Annotated in this window: 19 protein-coding genes; 6 read left to right on the forward strand and 13 right to left on the reverse strand. The window is 54.2% G+C overall.

Features of this window, described 5'->3' with window-relative positions; genetic code table 11:
- Position 1 precedes the first annotated feature (1 nt).
- Positions 2 to 1,246: a mechanosensitive ion channel family protein gene (locus ECL_RS15585; RefSeq protein ID WP_013097687.1), complete on the forward strand. Its 1,245-nt coding sequence runs from the start codon at positions 2 to 4 to the stop codon at positions 1,244 to 1,246.
- Here the strand turns inward: ECL_RS15585 and ECL_RS15590 are convergent, their stop codons facing one another.
- The 4 genes from ECL_RS15590 to ECL_RS15605 all read right to left on the reverse strand — a co-directional run bounded on the left by ECL_RS15590 (position 1,247) and on the right by ECL_RS15605 (position 5,708).
- Entirely contained in the window at positions 1,247 to 2,218 is a 972-nt protein-coding gene (locus tag ECL_RS15590; protein WP_013097688.1) for a LacI family DNA-binding transcriptional regulator, read from the reverse strand.
- 75 nt (positions 2,219 to 2,293) lie between these two features.
- Positions 2,294 to 3,436, reverse strand: coding sequence for a Gfo/Idh/MocA family protein (locus ECL_RS15595; protein ID WP_013097689.1), 1,143 nt, complete (start codon positions 3,434 to 3,436; stop codon positions 2,294 to 2,296).
- On the reverse strand, positions 3,429 to 4,454 hold the full coding sequence (locus tag ECL_RS15600; protein WP_013097690.1) for a sugar phosphate isomerase/epimerase family protein: 1,026 nt from the start codon (positions 4,452 to 4,454) through the stop codon (positions 3,429 to 3,431). Before ECL_RS15600 ends, ECL_RS15595 begins: the two co-directional genes overlap by 8 nt.
- Before the next feature lie 15 nt (positions 4,455 to 4,469).
- Positions 4,470 to 5,708, reverse strand: a complete 1,239-nt coding sequence (locus tag ECL_RS15605; RefSeq protein ID WP_013097691.1) for an MFS transporter — start codon at positions 5,706 to 5,708, stop codon at positions 4,470 to 4,472.
- 204 nt (positions 5,709 to 5,912) lie between these two features.
- Here ECL_RS15605 and ECL_RS15610 point away from each other — a divergent pair, with 204 nt between their 5' ends.
- On the forward strand, positions 5,913 to 6,275 hold the full coding sequence (locus ECL_RS15610) for a type II toxin-antitoxin system RelE/ParE family toxin (protein ID WP_013097692.1): 363 nt from the start codon (positions 5,913 to 5,915) through the stop codon (positions 6,273 to 6,275).
- A complete protein-coding gene (locus tag ECL_RS15615; protein WP_013097693.1) occupies positions 6,263 to 6,562 on the forward strand; it encodes a helix-turn-helix domain-containing protein in 300 nt (99 codons plus the stop codon). The genes ECL_RS15610 and ECL_RS15615 overlap by 13 nt, the downstream gene beginning before the upstream one ends.
- A 125-nt stretch (positions 6,563 to 6,687) precedes the next feature.
- Here the strand turns inward: ECL_RS15615 and pheP are convergent, their stop codons facing one another.
- The 9 genes from pheP to ECL_RS15660 form a co-directional block, all read right to left on the reverse strand.
- Complete coding sequence (pheP, locus tag ECL_RS15620) at positions 6,688 to 8,076, reverse strand: phenylalanine transporter (protein WP_013097694.1); 1,389 nt, start codon at positions 8,074 to 8,076, stop codon at positions 6,688 to 6,690.
- Positions 8,077 to 8,178: 102 nt separating this feature from the next.
- Positions 8,179 to 10,152, reverse strand: coding sequence for a PhoX family protein (locus ECL_RS15625; protein ID WP_013097695.1), 1,974 nt, complete (start codon positions 10,150 to 10,152; stop codon positions 8,179 to 8,181).
- Positions 10,153 to 10,278: 126 nt separating this feature from the next.
- Positions 10,279 to 12,462 (reverse strand): TonB-dependent receptor, encoded by a 2,184-nt coding sequence (locus tag ECL_RS15630; protein WP_013097696.1) that lies wholly within the window; start codon positions 12,460 to 12,462, stop codon positions 10,279 to 10,281.
- Positions 12,463 to 12,686: 224 nt separating this feature from the next.
- Positions 12,687 to 12,962 (reverse strand): DUF1471 family periplasmic protein YahO, encoded by a 276-nt coding sequence (yahO, locus tag ECL_RS15635; protein WP_013097697.1) that lies wholly within the window; start codon positions 12,960 to 12,962, stop codon positions 12,687 to 12,689.
- Positions 12,963 to 13,112: 150 nt separating this feature from the next.
- On the reverse strand, positions 13,113 to 14,144 hold the full coding sequence (locus tag ECL_RS15640) for an ABC transporter ATP-binding protein (RefSeq protein WP_013097698.1): 1,032 nt from the start codon (positions 14,142 to 14,144) through the stop codon (positions 13,113 to 13,115).
- A 1-nt stretch (position 14,145) separates the two neighbouring features.
- On the reverse strand, positions 14,146 to 15,720 hold the full coding sequence (locus ECL_RS15645) for an ABC transporter permease (RefSeq protein WP_013097699.1): 1,575 nt from the start codon (positions 15,718 to 15,720) through the stop codon (positions 14,146 to 14,148).
- 24 nt (positions 15,721 to 15,744) lie between these two features.
- Positions 15,745 to 16,761: an iron ABC transporter substrate-binding protein gene (locus tag ECL_RS15650; protein WP_013097700.1), complete on the reverse strand. Its 1,017-nt coding sequence runs from the start codon at positions 16,759 to 16,761 to the stop codon at positions 15,745 to 15,747.
- Positions 16,762 to 17,119: 358 nt separating this feature from the next.
- Entirely contained in the window at positions 17,120 to 17,950 is an 831-nt protein-coding gene (locus tag ECL_RS15655) for a CPBP family intramembrane glutamic endopeptidase (protein ID WP_013097701.1), read from the reverse strand.
- A 661-nt stretch (positions 17,951 to 18,611) separates the two neighbouring features.
- Complete coding sequence (locus tag ECL_RS15660) at positions 18,612 to 19,001, reverse strand: HumD family translesion DNA polymerase (protein ID WP_032652866.1); 390 nt, start codon at positions 18,999 to 19,001, stop codon at positions 18,612 to 18,614.
- A gap of 112 nt (positions 19,002 to 19,113) precedes the next feature.
- Here ECL_RS15660 and ECL_RS15665 point away from each other — a divergent pair, with 112 nt between their 5' ends.
- From ECL_RS15665 to ECL_RS15675, 3 genes are read left to right on the forward strand one after another with little or no spacing between them, the layout of a single operon-like run.
- Complete coding sequence (locus ECL_RS15665) at positions 19,114 to 19,476, forward strand: GtrA family protein (protein WP_032652865.1); 363 nt, start codon at positions 19,114 to 19,116, stop codon at positions 19,474 to 19,476.
- Positions 19,473 to 20,393, forward strand: coding sequence for a glycosyltransferase family 2 protein (locus ECL_RS15670; RefSeq protein WP_013097703.1), 921 nt, complete (start codon positions 19,473 to 19,475; stop codon positions 20,391 to 20,393). Before ECL_RS15665 ends, ECL_RS15670 begins: the two co-directional genes overlap by 4 nt.
- Positions 20,390 to 21,889 (forward strand): glucosyltransferase domain-containing protein, encoded by a 1,500-nt coding sequence (locus ECL_RS15675; protein ID WP_013097704.1) that lies wholly within the window; start codon positions 20,390 to 20,392, stop codon positions 21,887 to 21,889. Before ECL_RS15670 ends, ECL_RS15675 begins: the two co-directional genes overlap by 4 nt.
- Positions 21,890 to 21,898: the final 9 nt, after the last annotated feature.

The raw sequence follows: 21,898 nt of genomic DNA on the forward strand, positions 1-21,898 counted from the left end.
TATGCAGGAATTAATTGCTCAGGTTGAAGAGTTAGGGATTGAAATTAATCACACCACCTCGTTAGTGATTATCTTTGGTATTATTTTTCTTACCGCCATCATTGTTCATTTTATTCTACACAAAGTGGTGCTCCGCGCTTTCGAGAAACGCGCGCAGGCCAGCAGCCATTTATGGTTGCAGATCATTACGCAGAACAAGTTATTTCACCGCCTGGCGTTTACCCTTCAGGGGATAATCGTCAACGTTCAGGCGGTACTGTGGCTGCACAAAGGCAGCGAAGCAGCGGAAATGCTCACCACCTGCGCGAAGCTGTGGGTGATGGTGTATGCCCTGCTCTCTTTCTTCTCGCTGCTGGACGTGATTTTTAATCTGTCGCAGAAAATGGCGACCGCCTCACAGCTGCCGCTGAAGGGGATCTTCCAGGGGATCAAGCTGGTGAGCGCCATTCTGGTGGGGATCTTAATCATCTCCCTGCTGATCGGCCAGTCACCCGCCATTCTGATAAGCGGCCTGGGGGCCATGGCAGCGGTACTCATGCTGGTGTTTAAAGACCCTATTCTGGGGCTGGTCGCCGGTATTCAGCTCTCCGCTAACGATATGCTCAAGCTCGGCGACTGGCTGGAGATGCCGAAATACGGCGCTAACGGCACGGTGACGGACATTGGTCTCACCACGGTTAAAGTCCGCAACTTCGATAACACCATCACCACCATTCCGACGTGGGCGCTGGTCTCCGACGCGTTCATCAACTGGAGCGGCATGTCTGCCTCCGGCGGGCGACGCATTAAGCGCAGCCTGAATATCGACACCACCAGCATTCACTTCCTCGACGAGCAGGAGCAGCAGAAGCTGATTCAGGCGAAACTGCTGAAGCCTTATCTGGCCGCGCGACATGAGGAAATAAACCTGTGGAATCAGCAAAACGGTGAAGGGGAATCGGTATTAAACCTGCGCAAGATGACCAATATCGGCACCTTCCGCGCCTATCTGAATGAATATCTGCGTAACCACCCGCGTATTCGTAAAGATATGACGCTGATGGTGCGCCAGCTGGCGCCTGACGCAAATGGTCTGCCGATTGAAATATATGCCTTCACCAACACGGTGGTCTGGGCGGAATATGAAGAGATTCAGGCTGACATCTTCGACCATATTTTTGCCGTGGTGGATGAATTTGGTCTGCGTATTCATCAGTCCCCCACCGGGAACGATATTCGCTCCCTGGCGGGTGGCATCGCACAATAATCAGGTACTGGCGCGGGAAATAAAGCGCCAGTCCAGCATCACCCTCTCCGTGGGCGCATCCGGGTTGTCGATTTTATTCAACAGCAGATCGACTGCCTTGCGCCCGATATCCCGCGAAGGCTGTTCAATGGTGGTCAGCGAGATCATCTCCGCCAGCTCCGTACCGTCAAACCCTACCACCGCGATATCCTCCGGCACGCGCAGCCCCACCTGCTGTATGGCACGCAGCGCTCCTGCCGCAAGGGTATCGGACACGGCAAATACCGCGTCCGGCGGGTTGTCCTTCAGCAGATTTTGCATCGCCGCCATGCCCGCGCTGGAGCTGAGATCGCGGGCATATTCCACCGCCTGATAATCCAGATCCCGCAGGTGGAGCACGCTTTTGTAGCCGCGTTCGCGCAGGCGGGCATATTTGTAGCTGAGATCGTGATTGATCATCGCGATACGTTTGCGTCCGCCGTCGGCAAGCTGGCTGATGGCATGCTGTGACGCGTCCACATCATTGATGCCCACGCAGGAGACCGTTCCGGCATCGGCGTATTCGGCGCACTGCACCCACGGCGCGGAGCCGATCAGGGCGGCAAGTTCAGGCAATTTTGAGAAGGCATCCATGGTGATAATGCCGTCGACGATTTTGCCCGACAGCAGGCTTAACCCCGAGCGGGAGCGTTCGATATCAGACCCGGAATTGCACAGCAAAATACGGTAGCCGTTCTTCTCGGCTTCCTCTTCAATGCCCTTCACCACTTCGGCACAGAACGGGTTGGCGATATTCGAGACCATCACCAGGATCATATAGCTGCGCGCGGTGCGCAGCTGGCGTGCCAGCAGGTTGGGCTGGTAATTGCTCTCTTTAATGGCCTGCAGAACGCGCTCGCGGTTTTTCGCCTTCACGGTATCGCTGTTGTTAAGCACGCGCGAGACCGTTGCCACGGACACCCCGGCAAGCTGAGCGATTTTCTGAATTGACATAGCGACGGCACTTCCTGCGGTTAACGTTTTATGCAGGCTACCATAAATTCGTTGCCCGGCGAACCGGGCAACGCGTTACGCTTGCACACGAACCCAGCGCTGCTGCTGATGGCTTTTCACAATGGCATCAATGATATACATCACGTTCGCCCCGTCGTGGAACGTCGCAAACTCGGGCCGTTCGGGCATCACGCCGGCCTGCACGGCACGGTAAAACTGCGCCATCATGTTTTTAAACGCATCGGGCCAGCCTTCGATGTGCCCGCCGGGGAAGTGAGCGCTGTCGGCCACATCGCGGTTCATCAGACCCGGATCGTCACTGAGCGTCTGATTGGCCTGTGCGCGGTGGCCAATCCACAGCTGTTGCGGCACCTCCTGATCCCATGCCACCGACCTTTCGCTGCCGTTGATTTCAAATGTCAGACGGTTTTTGCGCCCGGCGCTCACCTGCGAAACGCTAAAGCAGCCTTTGCTGCCGTCGTCAAAGCGGAACAGGACTGAGCCAACGTCTTCGGTGGTGACCCGCTTGTCTTCATACTGCGCGTTTTCGTCATGAGTGAAGGTGTGATTGCCTGCCACGTTTGCCTTGCGCGTCGGCCAGACGATGGATAAATCGGCCATCACCTCGGTGATGCGCCGCCCGGTAACAAACTGCACCGTGTCACACCAGTGCGAACCGATATCCGCCACCGCGCGCGACGCACCGCCCAGGGCCGCATCCACCCGCCAGTTGTAGTCCGTTTCCAGCAGCATCCAGTCCTGCAGATAGCTGCCGTGCGCGGCGAAGATCCGCCCGATGCTACCCGCCCTCATCATGCTTGCGGCCTGGCGCACCATGGCAAACTGGCGATAGACAAAGCTGACGCCGTGAATCACCCCTGCCTGCTCCGCCAGCGCTACCAGCTCACGCGCTTCGTCCGGGGTCATGCACAGCGGCTTCTCGGAGAATACGTGCTTTCCCGCGCGCAGGATCTGGCGGTTAATCTCCGCGTGCAGATGGTTTGGCGTGCAGTTGTGCACCACGTGTAAATCCGGATGTGCAAGCAACGCCTCCACGCTGTCGAAGGCGTGCGGCACGTTAAGCTGACGCGCTTTTGCCTGCGCCTCGGCAAACGTACCGTCGCAGAGCGCCACCACCTGCACAAACCCGAGACGCCGAAGCGCCTCGATATGCGCCGGGCCGATAAACCCGCTGCCGATAATGCCGACGTTAATCATCGTTACCCCCTGCGGCAAAATCATCAAACGCACGCCCGGAGACCGGAATGATGTGACGGCGGATAAACTCGCTGCCTTCCCTCGCGCCGGTATCGCCATCCTTCAGGCAGCACTCCCACTCCAGCACCGCCCAGCCGTCGTAGTCGTACTGGGTCAGCTTGCTGAAGATGCCTTTGAAGTCGATCTGCCCGTCCCCCAGTGAGCGGAACCGCCCGGCCCGGTTGAGCCACGGCTGGTAGCCGCCGTAGACGCCGCTGCGCCCGTTGGGGCGAAACTCGGCATCCTTCACGTGAAACGCTTTAATACGCGCATGGTAGATGTCGATAAAGGTCAGGTAGTCCATTTGCTGGAGCAGCATATGGCTTGGGTCGTAGAGAATGTTGCAGCGCGGGTGGTTATCAACAAGCGCCAGAAAACGCTCAAAGGTCACTCCATCGTGCAGATCTTCCCCCGGATGCAGCTCAAAGCAGACGTTCACGCCCTGCTCGTCAAAGGCGTCCAGAATCGGGCGCCAGCGGGTTGCCAGTTCCTGGAACGCCGCCTGAAAACGCTGCTCATTGTGCGGCGGCCACGGGTAGAAAAACGGCCATGCCAGCGAGCCGGAGAAGGTGGCGTGCGCCTTCAGGCCTAATCTCGCCGAGGCCACGGCGGCCTGTGTCAGTTTTTCTGTGGCCCATGCCTGCCGGGCGGCGTCATTGCCGCGTACGGCTGCAGGGGCGAAGTGGTCAAACGCGTCACTGTACACCGGGTTTACCGCCACAAGCTGGCCTTCCAGATGGGTCGACAGCTCGCTGATCACCAGCCCGTGCTCCGCCAGCGTGCCGGTGAGGTCATCACAATAGGTCTGGCTTTCCGCCGCTTTCTGCACATCAAAAATAGCCGGATGGTTACAGGGGATCTGCACCGCCTTATAGCCCATCGCTGCCGCCCAGCCCGCCAGCCCGTCGAGCCTGTTGAACGGTGCATTCACACCAATAAATTGCGACAGAAAAATACCCGGTCCCTTAATCTTTCTCATACCACCTCCAGAACATTACGCCTTGTCATCGTCATACTTAAACGTGAGAAGGAAAATCAGCGCGATCGCCGCGGCAGCCACCGCCGGGATCCACCAGAACGTGACCCACGCCTGCGGAACGGCCTGCCCGGCCACCAGGCGGTTATAGAGCGCGCCGGATATCTGCGAGCCAAGCAGCATGCCGATGCCGTAGGTGAACATCACAATCATGCTCTGCGCCTGACCTTTGACCTTTTCGCCTGCGACCCGGTCGGTATAGATAAAGCCGACGACAAAGAAGAAATCGTAGCAGACGCCGTGCAGCAGAATGCCGAGATAGAGCAGGATGCGCCCCTCTTCACTCACGCCCAGCGCAAACATGGCGTAGCGCACAAACCACGCCAGCATGCCGATCAGCAGCATGATTTTCACGCCCAGGCGGCGGAACAGCAGCGGAATGACCAGCATGAAGAAGATCTCAGACATCTGCCCGAACGACATGGCGGTACTGACATCCGCAATACCCGCATCCGCCAGATACGAGGCAGTGTAGGCGTAGTAGGTCCCCAGCGGGACGGAGATCAGCATCGCGCAGACGGAAAAGACGAAAAAGTGGCGGGTTTTAAGCAGCGCAAAGGCATCCGCGCAGAAGAGATCGCGAACCTGCACCGACAGCCCTTTCGCGGGAGCAGGCGTGTGCGGTAGCGTCAGGCTATAGAGAGCCAGCAGCACGGAGCTGACTGCCGCCACCTGGAAGATGGTGACGCTTGCCGCCACGCCGGTGACACCGATGAAAATGCCCGCCACAATCCAGCCGATAGTGCCGAACACGCGCACCACCGGGAAGGTTTTATCCACATTCGCCAGGCTGTGAAAGGCGATATTGTTGGTCAGCGCCAGCGTCGGCATATAGCAGAGCGTATAACCAAACAGCAGGCCGATCAGCAGCGCACCGTTTTCCGCAATCAGCGCGCCCGGCACAAACCAGAGGATTGCTGCCCCGGCCAGATGCATCACCGCCATGACCTTTTGCGAGGCGAAGAAGCGATCCACCAACATCCCGAGCACAAACGGCGACAGAATAGAGGCGATAGGCCCGGCGGAGAACGCATCGCCAATCAGCAACGACATGTTGTGCTGGGTCATCACCAGACCCAGCGTGACCGACCAGCTTCCCCAGATAAAAAACTGCAGAAACATCATCAGCGACAGACGCGGCACCAGCAGCCGGTGCGGTGCTATCGCCTTTCCACTACTTTCAGTTGTTGACACCATGATAAGCCTCACCCTTAAAAGTAATCGATTACAAAAAACTCAAACAAAAAAGTAATCGATTACAAAATAAAGATCCTGTGGATCGTAGAAGATTTGGGAGGGGGGTCACGATAAAGAGGCTTGCCTGATAAACAGATGTGTTCTGATTGGAATTATAGCCAATAGGCTATAAAATAATAAGGCGAGGAAGCTACAGGAGAAACGATGTGGAACGTCGAGACAACAGACAGATTTGATGAATGGTTCTTTGAACAAACAACAGCGTTAAAAGAAGATGTGCTGGCAGCAATGCATATTCTTTCTGAGTTTGGTCCGCAACTTGGGCGGCCGTTTGTAGACACCGTGAAGGCTTCAGCCTTTGGGAACATGAAAGAGTTACGAATTCAGCACAGAGGAAATCCCATCAGGGCCTTTTTTGCTTTTGATCCTGACCGCAAAGCAATTGTGCTCTGTGCCGGGGACAAAACCGGTTGCAACCAAAAACGGTTTTATAAAGAGATGATAGCGCTGGCTGACGTTGAGTATCACAGACATCTGGCGAATAAGGAGGCCATATGGCAACGCTAAAAGAACTTATGGCACAACAGAGCGCGGAAAGTCAGGAGCGCATTGCGGCGAAAGTTGAAGTGATGCGCAGAATTGTTGCGCTGAACCAACTGCGGGAAGAGCTCAATATTTCGCAGACAGAACTGGCTGCGGCAATGGGGGTAAAACAACCCACGGTGGCGAAAATCGAACAGCCGGGAAACGACCCCCGACTTTCAACGCTCAAACGCTATGTGAGTGCGCTTGGAGGGGAGCTAAGCATCGATGTGACGTTACCAAACGGGAAACGGATAGCGTTTGAGATTTAAAATTGCAACATGTAGGCCCGGTAAGCGCAGCGCCACCGGGCGTGAAGGCAGGTGCGGTCTGGTTTAGTGCGGTCTGTTGCCCTCACCCCGGACCGAACACCCACAGGGAGAGGGAGAAAAACGGGCTACTTTTTGCGTGAGAGCTTAAACGCGATAAACAGGAACACCACCCACACCGGCAGCAGCATCGCGGACAGGCGCATGTCGTCGATGGTGCACATCAGCACCAGGATCATCGCCAGGAACGCAATACAGATGTAGTTGCCTGCCGGATAGAGCAGCGCCTTAAACTGCGTCTCACGCCCCTTGCGGCGCATCGCGGCGCGAAAACGCAGGTGCGCCAGGCAGATCATGATCCAGTTCAGCAGCAGCGTGGCGACAACCAGCGCCATCAACAGACCAAAGGCGGATTTCGGCAGCAGGTAGTTGATCAGCACCACCAGCGACGTAATGGCCCCGGAAAGCAGCAGAGAGTTGACCGGCACACCGCGGCGGCTGACGCGGGTGAGGAATTTCGGGGCGTTCCCCTGCACCGAAAGGCCAAACAGCATGCGGCTGTTGGAGTAAACCCCGCTGTTATAGACCGACAGCGACGCCACCAGAATGACGAAGTTCAGCGCCGAGGCCACCACGTTGCTGTTCAGATCGTGGAAAATCATCACAAACGGACTGCTGTCGGACTTCACTTCCACCCACGGGTAGAGCGCCAGCAGTACCACCAGCGAGCCGATGTAGAACAGCAGAATACGGTACACCACCTGGTTAACCGCTTTCGGAATGCTTTTATGCGGATCGCGCGCTTCGGCCGCGGTGATCCCAATCAGCTCCAGCCCGCCGAACGAGAACATAATCACCGCCAGCGACAGGATCAGCCCCTTCCAGCCCGTCGCCAGGAAGCCGCCGTGCTGCCAGAGGTTGTCGAGAGTGGCCCGCTCGCCGCCGTGGCCTGAGAACAGCAGCCACAGGCCAAAGCCGATCATGCCGATAATCGCCAGCACCTTGATCAGCGCGAACCAGAACTCGGTTTCACCATACAGGCGCACGTTCACGAGGTTAACGGCATTGATGATAATAAAGAAGGCCGCAGCCCAGACCCACGTTGGCACCTCGGGCAGCCAGTACTGCATATAGATGCCTGCGGCGGTCAGTTCGGCCATTCCCACCAGCACAAACATCACCCAGTAGTTCCAGCCGGAGAGGAAGCCTGCGAACGGGCCCCAGTATTTATAGGCAAAGTGAGCGAACGAGCCTGACACCGGCTCTTCGACGACCATCTCGCCGAGCTGGCGCATGATCAGGAAGGCGATAACCCCGGCGATACCGTATCCCAGCAGGACCGCCGGGCCAGCCATCTGAATGGCGGGGCCGATACCCAGGAACAGCCCGGTACCGATCGCGCCGCCAAGGGCAATTAACTGAATATGTCGATTTTGCAAACCACGTTGCAGCGTCGGGTTCTGTTCCGACGAAGCTTCAGCGCTACCGTTGCCTGAAGCGGATGACGCGTCTTTCACGTCCTACCCCTGTCTCTTTTTTAGAAGGGGCACGTTTTAACACTTCATGCTGGTGGTAGCAAGTTTAACGCCGGGCCACTGCGTGCACCCGGCGGATAAACGTCACGAACCGATGATCCCACCGTCCGCTTTGGTGATCACCACCGTCGACGAACGCGGACGTCCGTTCGGGTTCGCGTCTGGCCAGTTGGAAACAGCACGCGGATTGGCCGGGTCGGTAATATCATCCCCGCCCTCTCCCGGATGCTGAATGTTAATAAACAGCGTGCGGTTGTCCGGCGTAAACGCAATCCCGGTGATTTCACACCCGCGTGGGCCGGTCAGGAAACGGCGATACTCATTGGTGCCCGGAATGGTAGCCACCATCTGGTTATTGCCCATCCCTTCGTACGCTTTCTTATTAATGGTGCTGGAAGAGACATCGGTCTGGATCCACAGCACGCCCTGGTGATCGAACGACAGGCCATCCGGGCTGCCGAATGCTGCACCCTGCATGGAGCCTTTGGCCTTCGGATCGTCGCTGTCGGTACGCCCGGCCATCACGAGAATATCCCACTTAAAGCGAGCGGCGGCCGGATCGGCTCCCTCTTCGTGCCAGTGCATAATATGACCAAACACGTTGTTGGCACGCGGGTTGGCGGCATCGACCGGCGCCTTACCCTCTTTACCGCGATCGCTGTTGTTGGTGAGCGTACAGTAGACGCTGCCGCTGGCGTGCGGATCGACCGCAATCCACTCTGGACGATCCATTTTCGTCGCCCCCACCACATCGGCCGCCAGACGGGTTTTGATCAGCAGATCGCCCTGGCTTTCGAAACCGTTGCTTTTATCCAGGCCATTCTGCCCGAAGATCAGCGGCAGCCAGTCGCCGCTCCCCTCCTCGTTGAACCGGGCAACGTACAGCGTGCCGGACGTCAGCAGCTGCATATTGGCTTCACGGTTGGCAGGATCGTATTTTTTGTCCGAGACGAATTTATAGATGTACTCAAACTTCTGGTCGTCCCCCATATAGACCACCACGCGGTTATCGGTGGCGAGCGTGACGGCGGCGCCTTCATGCTTGAAGCGGCCCAGAGCGGTGTGCTTGCGCGGCGTGGAGGTGGGATCGTAGGGATCAATCTCCACCACCCAGCCGAAACGGTTGGGTTCGTTAGGGGTTTTATCGACGCTGAAGCGGTCATCCACCTCGTTCCAGCGGTAGGATTCATCGCTGTCGCTGATGCCGTAGCGTTTTTCCAGCGGATTAAGATCGGCTTTTTTGACAAAAATATCCGACCAGTTCTCCTCGCAGGTGAGATAGGTGCCCCACGGCGTATGGCCGTTGGCGCAGTTTTGCATGGTGCCCAGCACGCGTTCCCCCTGCGGGTCAGCGGCGGTTTTCATTAAGTCCTGATGCCGCGCCGGGCCGGTAAGCTGCATCGGCGTATTGACGGTAATGCGGCGGGCATACGAAGACGGGCGAACCACCTGCCAGTCGCTGCCCGATTTTTTTACTTCCACCACCGACACGCCCATCGCGTTCTGCCCCTTGCGGGCCTTGTCGAGATTCCAGTTGGCCGTGCCGTCGGTAAACAGCATCCCGTTATCGATGTACTCATGATTCAGCGCCAGCAGGCCATGTTCCGGGTTTTGTTTCCCTTGCGGCAGGCTAAACCACGCCATCCCGTCGTGGTGCATGCCCGCCTGCACGGCCTGTTCGTCGGTGGTGTTGCTGGCATCCTGTTTAAACGCCGGCATGTTGTTCTTGATCCCCGTCGGGTCACCCCAGCGATAAAACGGACGGGCGATATAGCCTTCCGGCACCCTGACCGTATCTTCCGTGGATACGTCGATGCTGGTAAAGCCCAGGGAAACCGCTTTTGCCAGTGCAGAAGGCTTTGATACTGCGGCAATGGCGCTTTCAGGTTTGATCAGAAAAGGGAATGAAGCGGCAGCACCCGCCACGGCGCCCATCTGCAAAAAACGGCGGCGGGAGAGGAATACCTCCGCAACCTCGGAGAATACCGGGTTAGCGCTGCGGTTAGTGATATCGTCGCGATGTTCTTTTTTAAATACGGATTTGAGGGGTCTGCCCATAGCGGCTTCCTGTCATTGGCCAAGAGGTAAAGGTCTGGAGGCCAGTGTAAGAAGCTTTTATTACAATTTTATAACAAGGTACGGAAGGATGGGGGCATCCCTGCCCCGGATAACGAGGTGGAACGCTTAGAACTCGTAGCCAACCGAGACCTTAAAGGTACGCGGTTCGCCCTGCGTGATGTAGGTGCCGGAATCATCAACGCTGGACCAGTAGTTTTCGTTGGTCACGTTGTCGATGCCCGCGCGCACCGTCATCTGGTTTTCATTGTGGTTCACCGCGAAGCGATAGCGCATGCCCAGATCCAGCGTGGTATAGCTGTCGAGCTTTTTGCTGTTCGCGAGGTCGGCGTACTGCGTGCCGGAGTGGTTGACGCGGGCGGTAGCCGTCAGGCCCTCAATCGGTTTGATGTCGTACTCTGCGCCCAGCACGGCGTAGAAGTTCGGGACACCAATGGCATCGTTGCCCTGATTCACGCCGTTTTTGGTTTTGGTCAGCTCGGCCTGCAGCCAGGTGGCGCTGGCGTTCAGGCGCATCCCGAGCATTGGCTCGCCGAAGACGTTCAGCTCTACGCCACGGTTACGCTGCTCAGCGTCCAGGCCGTAGTGACCGCTGTCGTCGAGGATCGCCGACGGCATTTTGATCTCAAACAGCGCCAGGGAGCCGCCCACGCGACCAAAGTCCGCCTTCACGCCCACTTCATTCTGCTTAGAGTGAACGATACCGGTGCTCTGGCCGTAGTTGGTGGCCGTGTTGGGCGCGGTTTTACCCGGTTGCAGCGCTTCGGTGTGGTTAGCGTAAAGCGAAATTTCCTCCCACGGTTTATAAACCACACCGTAGGTTGGCATCCAGCGGCTGCCGTCAAAACCGTCCGCGTCGTTTTCCGCACCGGTAATTTTGTTGTACCCGCGGATGACCACTTTCTGATGACGTGCACCAGCGGTAAACAGCAGCTTGTTATCCAGCACGCCCAGGGTATCGCTCAGCAGCCAGCCCTGAGTGCGGGTGCGCCCGCTGGTCAGCGGATCGCTGTATTTGCCGCCAGAGCCGTTGAAATTGGAGCTGTCCGGCATCGCGACGCCGGTGTTGTGGTAAATGTTGGTGGTTGGGTTATCCGCCGTCGCCGACATTTTCCAGGCGATTTTTTCGTTTTTGGTCATCGCGGAATACCCCACGTTGACCTTGTGCGAGACAAAGCCGGTAGTGAAGTGACCGCGTATCCCCGCCATACCGCTGACGGAATCGCTGATACGGTTGGTATCAAGACGGCTGACCGTGGCCTTACCGCTCTTGTCCACCAGCTTCGGTGCACTGTAGATCCCCTCTTCGTGCGCGTGCTGCGCGCCGAGACCGGTATAGGCCGTCCAGTTGTCAGTGATGTCGTACTCGCTGCGCCACATCCCGAACTCGTTTTCAATGTCGCTGTAGGCCCATTTCTGCGAGAAGTTACGATCGTTTTTCGGCGGCTCTGGCACAAAGTCCACGGCGGAAATGTTGACGCTGGTCGGGCTGCCGTGGAAGGTTTTCTTCTGATAACCCAGATCCAGCGAAGTGCGGAAATTGTCGCCTTTGTAATCCAGACCGGTGGAGAGCAGCGTGGTGCGGCGGCGGTCGTTCGGCACGCCGGTTTCCCCTTCCCGGTGAACCAGGTTCACGCGCGCGCCGAACTGGTCGTTGTCGCCAAAGCGTCGGCCTGCATCGAGCGTGGTGCCAATCTGTGAGTCGGAGGTGTAGTCCACGCCCACTTTCGCCTGCGGGACGTCGCCCGCATGTTTTGGCTCAAGGTTAATCATCCCGCCCACGCCGGAGCTTGCCGCGCCGTTCATCAGCGAGTTTGCCCCTTTGAAAATTTCAATGCGATCGACCATCTGGGCATCCACCACCTGACGCGGCAGCACGCCGGACAGGCCGCCAAAGGTCATGTCATCGCCGTCAAACTTCAGGCCGCGAATACGGAAGGTTTCGGCGCTGTTACCGTAACCCTGCACGAACTGCACGCCTGCATCGTTGGCAACCACATCAGCAATGGTTTTCGCCTGCTGATCTTCCACCAGCTTCGAGGTGTAGCTGATGATATTAAACGGCACGTCCATGGCATTCTGCTGGCCGAGCATCCCCAGACGGCCGCCGTTTGCCACCTGTCCATCCAGGAAGGCGGGTACCAGCTGGTCGCCGCCGGGAGTGAAATCAGGCCCGGTGGCAGACTGGACGACCATGGTGTCTTCTGGCTTTGCCTCTGCCGCCAGGGCAGCGTGGGTCACTGCGCCAACGGCGAGCGCCAGCAGTGTTTTATGCATTCTGGTGTTGTTCATAATGGACTCATTAAATGTGCGCGCAAAAATGGCCCGTTGTCGGGCCTTAGAAAAGTTTATGTGTAATGCAAATGAGAACTATACGCATTATATCTGCGTTAGCAAGTGTAACCGCGCGTTTCGGCCTGAGGACAAGGGGGTTAAATGAAGACGGGGAAGAGAGAGGTGTTACAGAGGGAAAGCGTGACGCACAGCCACCCCGGATCCGGGATGGCTGCAGGACATTATTTTTTCTTGTAAATATCGGCCGTGCCGTGAATTTTGTTGTTGGTATTACCTGACGTGAGCACCAGTACGTCGGCACCTTCTTTATCTGCTTTTTCAATCAATTCTTTCTTTGCATCATCAATAGAGACTTCATTTGAAGTGCTTACCGTACCGATTTTTTCATACTGCGATTCGACTTTCTCGAATTCATTTTTCGTCAGCAGTTCAGCCGCAAAGGTATTGGTGGTAAACAGAAACGCCGTTCCCAGCAAAATAGCAGTCGTCTTTTTCATAACCTTTTTTCCTTGAGATTAATCAGCAACTACGAAAAACCTCACACATGATGGTGAGGTTTTATGAGCATGGTAGAGAATCTCAGGAAATGCCACACGTTAAGGAAAATTCTTTTATAACAACCCGTTGGATTAAATTACTAACGAACATTAAGAATATTCAAAAACGCGCGCCGTACCAGCAATATCAATACGCACCGCCGCCCCCGGGAGCCAACCAGGCTGACTGACGGTTTTCAGGGTAATCGGCTCCGTTTGTCCGGCTAACGCCAGCGTCAGCGTGGAGAGCTGGCCGGTGAAATCCACATCAACAATCGACACCGGGCTTTCGTGCGCCGCGCATGCCGTCACGTGCAGTTGCTCAGGGCGCAACATCACTCTGCCCTGCCCCGTCGCCTGGGCGTTATCCGTGGGCACCTCGCCCAGCGCGCAGAGCGCATAGCCGCTGGCGAGCTGAGCAGGCAGGATCACCGCATCCCCCAGGAACAGCGCCGTCTCTTCATCCACGGGCTGGCTATAGACCTGATAAGGCGTGCCGACCTGAGTGAAACGTCCGGATCGCATGACCGCCACCTGCGTGGCAAAGGACAACGCTTCGTTTTGATCGTGAGTCACCAGGATCGAGGCCACGCCCGCTTCCGCCAGCAGGTCAGCCGTGGCCTTACGCGTCATGGCGCGCAGGCCGGTATCCAGCGCCGAGAAGGGTTCATCCAGCAGCATCAGGGAAGGACGCTGCGCCAGCGCGCGGGCAAGCGCCACGCGCTGCTGCTGGCCGCCGGAAATCTCATGCGGCCAGTGCGTGGCGAGTTGTCTGTCAAGCGAGACCATCTCCATCAGTGCTTCCACGCGCTGGCGCTTCTCGTGGCGGGTACCGTCTAATCCCCAGGCAATGTTGTCTGCCACATTAAGATGCGGGAAGAGCGCCCCCTCCTGAGGAACAAAGCCAATTTTACGCAGATGCGCGGGAATAAAGTTGTTCTGATCGAACAGGGTTCGGCCCTGCATCACGATCCGTCCGCTATCCGGCGTTTCGAACCCGGCAAGGATACGCAGCAGCGTGGTTTTACCCGACCCTGACGGCCCGACAATCGCCGTCCGGCTTCCCGGCGCGACGCTCAGGTTTAAGCTGTCGAGCACCTGCGCATCGGAAAACGATTTAGAAATGGACGTTAATTCAAGCATCTCATAGCCCTGCAATTTTTTTGGACTGCATATAAAGAATGGCGGTCAGCGGCAGTGAAATCAAAATCATCAGCATGGCGTAAGGCGCAGCGGCAACATAATCGATCTCGCTGGTCAGCGCCCAGAAACCGGTGGACAGCGTGCGCGTTCCCAGCGGGGAGAGCAGCAGCGTCGCCGTCAGTTCGTTACTGACGCCAAGGAAGACCAGCGCCGCCCCTGCCGCCGCACCGGGCGCGGCCAATCGCATGGTGACGCTCCACAATGCCTTCGCGGGCGTGCTGCCCAGACTGCGCGCCACGTTTTCGAGCTCCACCGGCGCCTGGGCAATCCCGGCCCGCAGGTTAATGAGCGCACGGGGCATAAACATCAGCAGATAAGCCAGGAACAGCGTAATTTCGGTCTGATAAATCGGACGTGCATAGTGAATGGTGACCGTGACCAGCGCGAGGGCGGTGACGATCCCCGGCAGAGAGCTGGTGATGTAAATGCACCCTTCCAGCATCCGGAAGATGCGGTGCGGATAACGGATACCGAGCCAGGCGATGGGAATGACACAGGCGGTGGTCAGCAGCGCGCCGCCCACGCCGAGCATCAGCGTCTGGCGCAGCGAGTGCCAGAGATCGGCGCTCATCCAGTTCTGTACGCCGCCAAGCCATATCCAGCGACACAGCACAATGAGCGGTACGCCCAGCGCCAGCACAATCAGCATGAGGAAAAACAGCTGGCCCAACGCCGCAGCAACAGGCTTTAGCGGCCAGCGCGTCTGTTCACGTGCCGCCCCAGCGCCGATGCGCGCATAACGGGCTTTCCCGCGGGTGACCCCTTCCAGCAGCAAGATGGCCAGACAGCATAGCGCCAGCACCCCCGCCAGCATGTTTGCCGCCGGGCCACTGAATGTCGACTGGAACTGGTCGTAAATGGCGGTGGTGAAGGTATCAAAGCGGATCATCACGTACAGGCCATATTCCGCCAGCAGATGCAGGGCCACCAGCAGCGCGCCGCCGCAAATCGCGAGCTTAAGCTGCGGTAACACCACGCGAAAAAAGACCCGCCACGGCGGCGTGCCGAGCGAAGCGGCAACATCTTCAAGCGTTGGATCCAGACGACGCAGCACCGCCGCCACGGGCATATAGATAAACGGGTAGTAGGCTAACACGGAGAGAAACACGCCCGCAGAAAGCCCATGCATGGAAGGCACCACGCTCACCCAGGCGTAGCTTTGCACGAACGCGGGGATGGCCAACGGGGCCACCGCCAGCGCAGACCAGATCCCCCGCCCGGCGAGCTGAGTACGTTCCGTCAGCCAGGCTATCGCCACGCCGGTGACGATACAGAGTGGCACCGCTAAGGCCGTCAGCCACAGCGTGTTGCTGAGCAGCTCAGCAACACGCGGGCGAAACACCAACGCCTTAATGGTTTCCCAGCCCGTCTCAATGCCTATGGCAATGATAAAGCCCAAAGGCAGAAGCGCCATTAATGAAAACAGGACAGCTAACGCAACCATCGGCAGCGCAGGACGCCTGCGGGCAGGCTCCCGCACTCTGTTTTTGCCGATGTCGAGACTCAGACCAGACATAGGACGTTCACTTTACTCTCAGGATCACAGCAGGCCAGCTTGCGTCATCAGCTCGATGACTTTTTTACTGTTAAGCGTGGAAGGTTCCACTTTCGGTGCATCCAGCTCGTTCAGCGGCACCAGTTTCGGGTTAGAGGCCGCGTTCACGCCCACCGCATATTCAAAGGCGTTATTGGTGCGCAGGCTATCCTGCCCTTCTTTGCCGGTGATGTATTTAATGAAGGCCTGTGCCTGCGCTTTGTGTTTGCTGGACGCCAGCACGCCGCCGCCGGAGAGGCTAACAAAGGCGCCCGGATCCTGATGTTTGAAGTAGTAGAGCTTAGTGTTTTTGCTGTTTTCACCCGTTTTGGACTGATCGACAAAACGGTAGTAGTGATAAATCACCCCGCCATCAATCTGACCGGCGTTAACGGCTTTCATCACCGTGCTGTTGCCTTTATAGGCAACGAAATTGGCTTTCATCGCTTTGAGCCACTCAAGAGTGGCCTGCTCGCCTTTCAGGGCCAGCATTGCGCTGACGATCGCCTGGAAATCGGCTCCTGACGGAGAGGCAGCCCAGCGGCCTTTCCACTCGGGTTTAGCCAGATCCATCAGCGATTTTGGCAGCTGCTGCTCGCTCAGTTTTTCCGGGTTATAGACAAACACGGTGCTGCGAGCGGCGATCCCGATCCAGCGGCCGTGTGCCGGGCGATACTCCGCCGGTACCTGCTTTAATGTCTCTGCATCTAATGATGCAAACAGTTTGGCGTTATCAACCAGCACCATTGACGGCGAGTTTTCCGTTAAAAATACATCCGCAGGCGATGCGCTGCCTTCCTGCACCAGCTGGTTGCCCAGCTCGCTGTCATCGCCATTACGCAGCGTGACCTTAATACCCGTTTCTTTGGTAAAACCGTCTACCCACGACTTCACCAGATTTTCATGCTGCGCGTTATAAACAACGATACCTTCGTTATTATCAGCGGCAAACGATTGAGTTGAAAGGAAAAGTGATGAAGACAACAGGGCAAGCGAGAAGCATGACAGCAGGCGAGAATTCATGAACATATCCTTAATAGACCAACGTGATAAACAACAAAGGGCTGTGTGGGACAGGATTAAAGCATATAACAACGCTAATGATAATTACTATCAATCGAGTTTAGACGTAAAAGTGTAAAATTTGTTTTTAGCAGATTTTAGAATGATAAAAACCCAAGTTTTAATGCGAGATAATTTTTAGATTAAGAAAACCTTAAGCCTGCCAACAATGAAATTCATTAGCCTTCTATTTATTCTGACGCGAAGATAAATGTGTTATTCATGCCCGCGGCATATATAAAAAAAGCCCCGATGCTTCGGGGCTTTTTATGCTTATCCGGAGGCAGCCAAATTTATAAGGCCACTATTTTAAAAAGCATCACACAGACGCGTGAGGGGCGTACATCGGATAGGTGAAGAACAATAAATGCACGCAGTTCAGCCCAAAATGCAAGAACGTTGCAACCCAGAGCCCTCCGCTCCACATCCACGCCAGGCCGTAAATAATACCGGAGAGGCTGGCAAAAATAATCAGCAGTAAACCGCCGCTATAATGCATTAGCCCAAAAATGAGTGAGGCAATCAACAGTGCTACAACAGGATGCACAACCCGGGACAAGCGCTGCTGCAGATAGCCTCTGAACAAGGCTTCCTCGGCTAAAGAGACGAAGAAAATATTCGCAAGGGCAAATTGAGCAAACCATTCTGGCGCATGCGGCTCAATTCTCAGCCCGCCCAACGCAACAGCCAGAAGTAACAGCGCGGGTATCGCCAATACCAATATTCCCCAGCCTACCTTGCCAGGTTTATAAAGGGGTTTTGCTACGAATAACGTTGGCATGCACGTAATTAAAAAGAACGGCACCACTGCCTTGTCCATATTAAAGTACATACTGAACGGTATGCTTTGCGGACCAACAACGACAGCGTCCAGTACCTTCGGGTTATGGAAGCCAGGGATCGCATGCAAAACCAGGGCAACGGCGATGACTACGCACAGGCCTTCGACCAGATAAGTATATTTATTATTTTTATTACGTAGCCATTCAACAACAGACCAGCCAATAACGATTAATGCAATCACCAGCAGCGCCGGGGCATCAAGAATGCTCTGTTTCCAGCCGAGAAATGCCGTTAACCCCAGCATCAGGTAAGCCAGGCTTTTATTCAGGGAAAGTGCGGCAAGCGAAGTTGCGAGTAGATACCACATAAATGTCCTTCATGATTGGCATGTACAACAGTGAAATGAATGTCGTGCCGGAGGCATCCCACGGGGAAGCCATAAATAGGGTGCCGACTACCGGAATCGAACGGATGACCTACGGATTACACGTCAGTTGCTCTACCTACTGAGCTAAGTCGGCGTTGGTCCGCCACCGGAGCCTCGAACCCCGTACTACAACATCCTGGTTGTCGCTCTTCCCGATGAGCTAGTGGCGGTATGGTGGCCCTGACTGGAACTACGCCAATGTCCGGTCGATGGCGGAACAAACGTTCTGACCGACAGGCTACAGAGCCGGGTTCAGAATGATACACATCTGGAATTAACCACGCAAATCAGACGGTTAAAAGCGGGTACAGAGTGAAGGTTCGGTAGCGGTTGGTCGGTCTGGGGAAGAGTGGGCTGGATTAAGGCTGAGACTAAATGGCACGCCCTGTAGGATTCGAACCTACGACCTACGGCTTAGAAGAACGTAGAGTACTGTTTAACACACTGTAATATCATTGGTTTTTCCGCGCTCGCACCGCGTTTGTGTCATAACGTGTCATTACTTGCTGTCGTATTTCCTTCTGATTCATCCATGCATGACACAACTGTGACACAGAGAGTACACAGCCATGCCTCATGGTATAGCTGTGTAATTTCCTTTCTACATCACCGGGCAATCATCAAACTCACCTGTCCGCGCATCGTTGATGATGTACGTGATTACCCCGAATATTGGTAGCGCCCCACTGATACCCTCGTCGTTACCAGGCAGCCTCTCCTTTCTCCCGTTCGCCACATTCTCCAGATGCGGATGCGGGTATGTGCGATACCTCTTTACTTTAAACTCACCGTTGCAGTCACAGATAAGCAGCGAGCCGTCACACGGCTTAAGCGACGAATCGATGACAAGGAGCGCATCTTTCATGATGCCGCATCTGTAGATAGTCTCACCCGCCCGCATGTAGTACGTAGCAGCAGGTTTCATGATAAGCGCCTCATCAAGTGACAGGCGACTTTCAACGTAATCAGCAGCCGGGCTCGGGAATCCCATACTCACCTCCGATAGTTACTGTATATGTATACAGTATTATCGATCGACGGTATCGATCAATAGTCTTTGTAGTGCTACACTTCAGACCTTTCAGAATTTACTGATTTATATCATGTTAAAGTTATTTGCCAGGTACACATCAATCGGCGTCATAAACACGCTCATTCACTGGGTTGTGTTCGCTATTTGCATATACGTGTTTCACACAGGTCAGGCGCTTGGTAACTTCGCCGGATTCGTCGTGGCAGTGTCTTTCAGCTTCTTTGCAAACGCCAGGTTCACCTTTAAGTCATCGACAACTACGATGCGCTACATGGTGTATGTAGGGTTTATGGGAACCCTGAGCGCAGCTGTTGGTTGGGCCGCAGATAAGTCCGGTATGGCTCCGATCGTGACTCTCATTCTTTTCTCCGCCATCAGCCTGGTGTGCGGGTTTATTTATTCAAAGTTCATTGTCTTTAGGGATGCGAAATGAAAATTTCTCTGGTCGTTCCGGTATTTAATGAAGAGGAAGCTATTCCAATCTTTTATAAAACCGTGCGCGAATTTGAAGATCTTAAACAACATGAAGTGGAAATAGTTTTCATCAACGACGGCAGCAAAGACGCTACAGAATCCATCATTAACGCGATTGCTATCGCTGATCCGCTCGTGGTTCCACTGTCATTCACTCGCAACTTCGGGAAAGAGCCTGCGCTGTTCGCCGGACTTGACCATGCCACCGGTGAGGCCGTTATCCCGATTGACGTTGACCTGCAAGACCCGATAGAAGTCATCCCTCACCTGATTGAGAAGTGGCAAGCCGGTGCAGATATGGTGCTGGCCAAGCGTTCTGACCGCTCCACAGATAGCCGCCTGAAGCGTAAATCAGCTGAATGGTTCTACAAGCTGCACAATAAGATCAGTAACCCGCAGATCGAGGAGAACGTTGGCGATTTCCGACTTATGTCCCGTGAAGTGGTAGAAAATATCAAGCTCATGCCGGAACGAAATTTGTTCATGAAAGGCGTGCTGAGTTGGGTTGGAGGCCGTACGGATGTTGTCGAATACGCTCGAGCAGAGCGCGTGGCAGGGAGCACAAAATTCAACGGCTGGAAGCTCTGGAATCTTGCTTTAGAAGGTATCACCAGCTTCTCAACATTCCCGCTTCGAGTATGGACGTACATAGGTCTTGGCGTGTCTATGTTTGCATTTATCTATGCTGCATGGATGGTTGTAGATAAGCTGATATGGGGGAATCCCGTTCCGGGTTATCCGTCACTCATGACGGCAATTCTTTTCTTGGGCGGCGTTCAGCTCATTGGTATAGGTGTGCTTGGGGAGTATATTGGAAGGATTTATGTAGAGGTCAAGAACAGACCTAAATATCTGTTAAAAAGGAAAACAAAATGACCACCAATAGAATTGGAGTGTTCATTAAAAACAACCGATTGCCAATTTTCGTTGTCTTTTCCATGTGCATTTTATATGTACTACCAATAATCATGGCCGACAGGCTGTACGTTGACGACATGGGTCGGACTACCACTGGGTATTATGGGTGGAAAGGTAATGGTAGGCCTTTTGCAGAAATGATAATGAAGTTTCTATCATTTGGAGGGCTTAACTTAGACATATCCCCCTTACCTCTGCTGCTAGCGTTAGCCTTGTATTCTGTTACTTCCGTGGCATACGTCAGATCTGTCATTCCAAAGAAAGGTATATTGATAACGGTTATCGCATCATTAGGATTCATAGTTAACCCATTTTATCTTGAGAACCTTTCGTATAAGTATGATTCGTTCCCTATGATGATTAGTGTATGTGTTTTATTGCTTGCTTACATTAATATATCGAACATATACGCTAGAGCTACAATAGCGACTATAGCCGTAATTGCTTCTTTGAGCTCATATCAAGCATCTATTGGTCTTTTTGTATCTTTAGCAGTAATAGAATCAGTTAGTTACATAAACAAAGGAATAGATTTAAAATTTGTCTTTTTGAGAATTGTAGAGAGGGGGTTGTGCTTTGGAATAGGTTACTTATTGTATGACAAGGTAATAAAACCAGCGACAGTTCTGGAAAGCAATGGTTATACTTGGCAGCACTCTCAAACAATCCTTTTAAATAAGGAAGGGTTTGATATATTTGCCCGGAACGTACATATCTATCTTGAAAAGATAATGAAATACGCGACCTCCATACCAAGCATTACTATTGCTTTAGTGGCTTTTTTCATAGTTGCCAGCCTCGGCTCAATTTTATTCGGTATTTTTAATAAACAAAAAAACAAACCTATAGCTATAATCTGCTCAATTATGGTTATGGCATCACCGATCATTGTTTTCGCTTTGACATTTATTCATATGTGCCTATTGGTTTACCCAATTGCATCGCCTCGTGTCTTTGTATCATTTTCAGCTTTCATTTTTTTGATGATGGCTATACTTTTCATGCATGATAGATTCAACAGAGCATCACTGGTTCCTGCAATACTATTTATTGCCTTCTCGTATGTTTACTCATTCTCATACGGAAATGCCTTGAAATTTCAGGACGAATATGAAAATTATGTTGCAGTAAACATTGCAAATGATTTATCAACTATCGATCCACTTGGACAATTGAAAATACAGACTAATGGCTATATGGACTATCCTCAGCAGGTTGCCATTGTTTTAAAAAAATACCCTGCCATGAAGGATGCTATCTTGAGATATTTGAACAATGATTGGTACTGGTCATACTTTCAACTAGGTAAATATGGTGTAACCAATGCTAGAGCTGGATTGTCTCAAAAATATGCATCAGATATATCTAGTGGGAAAGCTCTCCTGGTAAGGCGAGACTATTCTTTCCATAAGAGAGACAATATTTTAGTTATAAGTTTCCACGGAAAATACTGATAGAAATGG

The sequence above is a fragment of the Enterobacter cloacae subsp. cloacae ATCC 13047 genome, from assembly GCF_000025565.1.
Taxonomy (GTDB): domain Bacteria; phylum Pseudomonadota; class Gammaproteobacteria; order Enterobacterales; family Enterobacteriaceae; genus Enterobacter; species Enterobacter cloacae.

Excerpts from the sequence above, each read along its gene's own strand:
- ECL_RS15650 (WP_013097700.1), bottom strand. The coding sequence starts at position 16,761 with ATGAATTCTCGCCTGCTGTCATGCTTCTCGCTTGCCCTGTTGTCTTCA.
- ECL_RS15645 (WP_013097699.1), bottom strand. The coding sequence starts at position 15,720 with ATGTCTGGTCTGAGTCTCGACATCGGCAAAAACAGAGTGCGGGAGCCT.
- ECL_RS15585 (WP_013097687.1), top strand. The coding sequence starts at position 2 with ATGCAGGAATTAATTGCTCAGGTTGAAGAGTTAGGGATTGAAATTAAT.
- ECL_RS15675 (WP_013097704.1), top strand. The coding sequence starts at position 20,390 with ATGACCACCAATAGAATTGGAGTGTTCATTAAAAACAACCGATTGCCA.
- ECL_RS15640 (WP_013097698.1), bottom strand. The coding sequence starts at position 14,144 with ATGCTTGAATTAACGTCCATTTCTAAATCGTTTTCCGATGCGCAGGTG.
- ECL_RS15605 (WP_013097691.1), bottom strand. The coding sequence starts at position 5,708 with ATGGTGTCAACAACTGAAAGTAGTGGAAAGGCGATAGCACCGCACCGG.
- ECL_RS15595 (WP_013097689.1), bottom strand. The coding sequence starts at position 3,436 with ATGATTAACGTCGGCATTATCGGCAGCGGGTTTATCGGCCCGGCGCAT.
- ECL_RS15625 (WP_013097695.1), bottom strand. The coding sequence starts at position 10,152 with ATGGGCAGACCCCTCAAATCCGTATTTAAAAAAGAACATCGCGACGAT.
- ECL_RS15665 (WP_032652865.1), top strand. The coding sequence starts at position 19,114 with ATGTTAAAGTTATTTGCCAGGTACACATCAATCGGCGTCATAAACACG.
- ECL_RS15610 (WP_013097692.1), top strand. The coding sequence starts at position 5,913 with ATGTGGAACGTCGAGACAACAGACAGATTTGATGAATGGTTCTTTGAA.
- ECL_RS15600 (WP_013097690.1), bottom strand. The coding sequence starts at position 4,454 with ATGAGAAAGATTAAGGGACCGGGTATTTTTCTGTCGCAATTTATTGGT.
- ECL_RS15615 (WP_013097693.1), top strand. The coding sequence starts at position 6,263 with ATGGCAACGCTAAAAGAACTTATGGCACAACAGAGCGCGGAAAGTCAG.
- ECL_RS15670 (WP_013097703.1), top strand. The coding sequence starts at position 19,473 with ATGAAAATTTCTCTGGTCGTTCCGGTATTTAATGAAGAGGAAGCTATT.
- ECL_RS15630 (WP_013097696.1), bottom strand. The coding sequence starts at position 12,462 with ATGAACAACACCAGAATGCATAAAACACTGCTGGCGCTCGCCGTTGGC.
- ECL_RS15590 (WP_013097688.1), bottom strand. The coding sequence starts at position 2,218 with ATGTCAATTCAGAAAATCGCTCAGCTTGCCGGGGTGTCCGTGGCAACG.
- yahO (WP_013097697.1), bottom strand. The coding sequence starts at position 12,962 with ATGAAAAAGACGACTGCTATTTTGCTGGGAACGGCGTTTCTGTTTACC.
- ECL_RS15655 (WP_013097701.1), bottom strand. The coding sequence starts at position 17,950 with ATGTGGTATCTACTCGCAACTTCGCTTGCCGCACTTTCCCTGAATAAA.
- ECL_RS15660 (WP_032652866.1), bottom strand. The coding sequence starts at position 19,001 with ATGGGATTCCCGAGCCCGGCTGCTGATTACGTTGAAAGTCGCCTGTCA.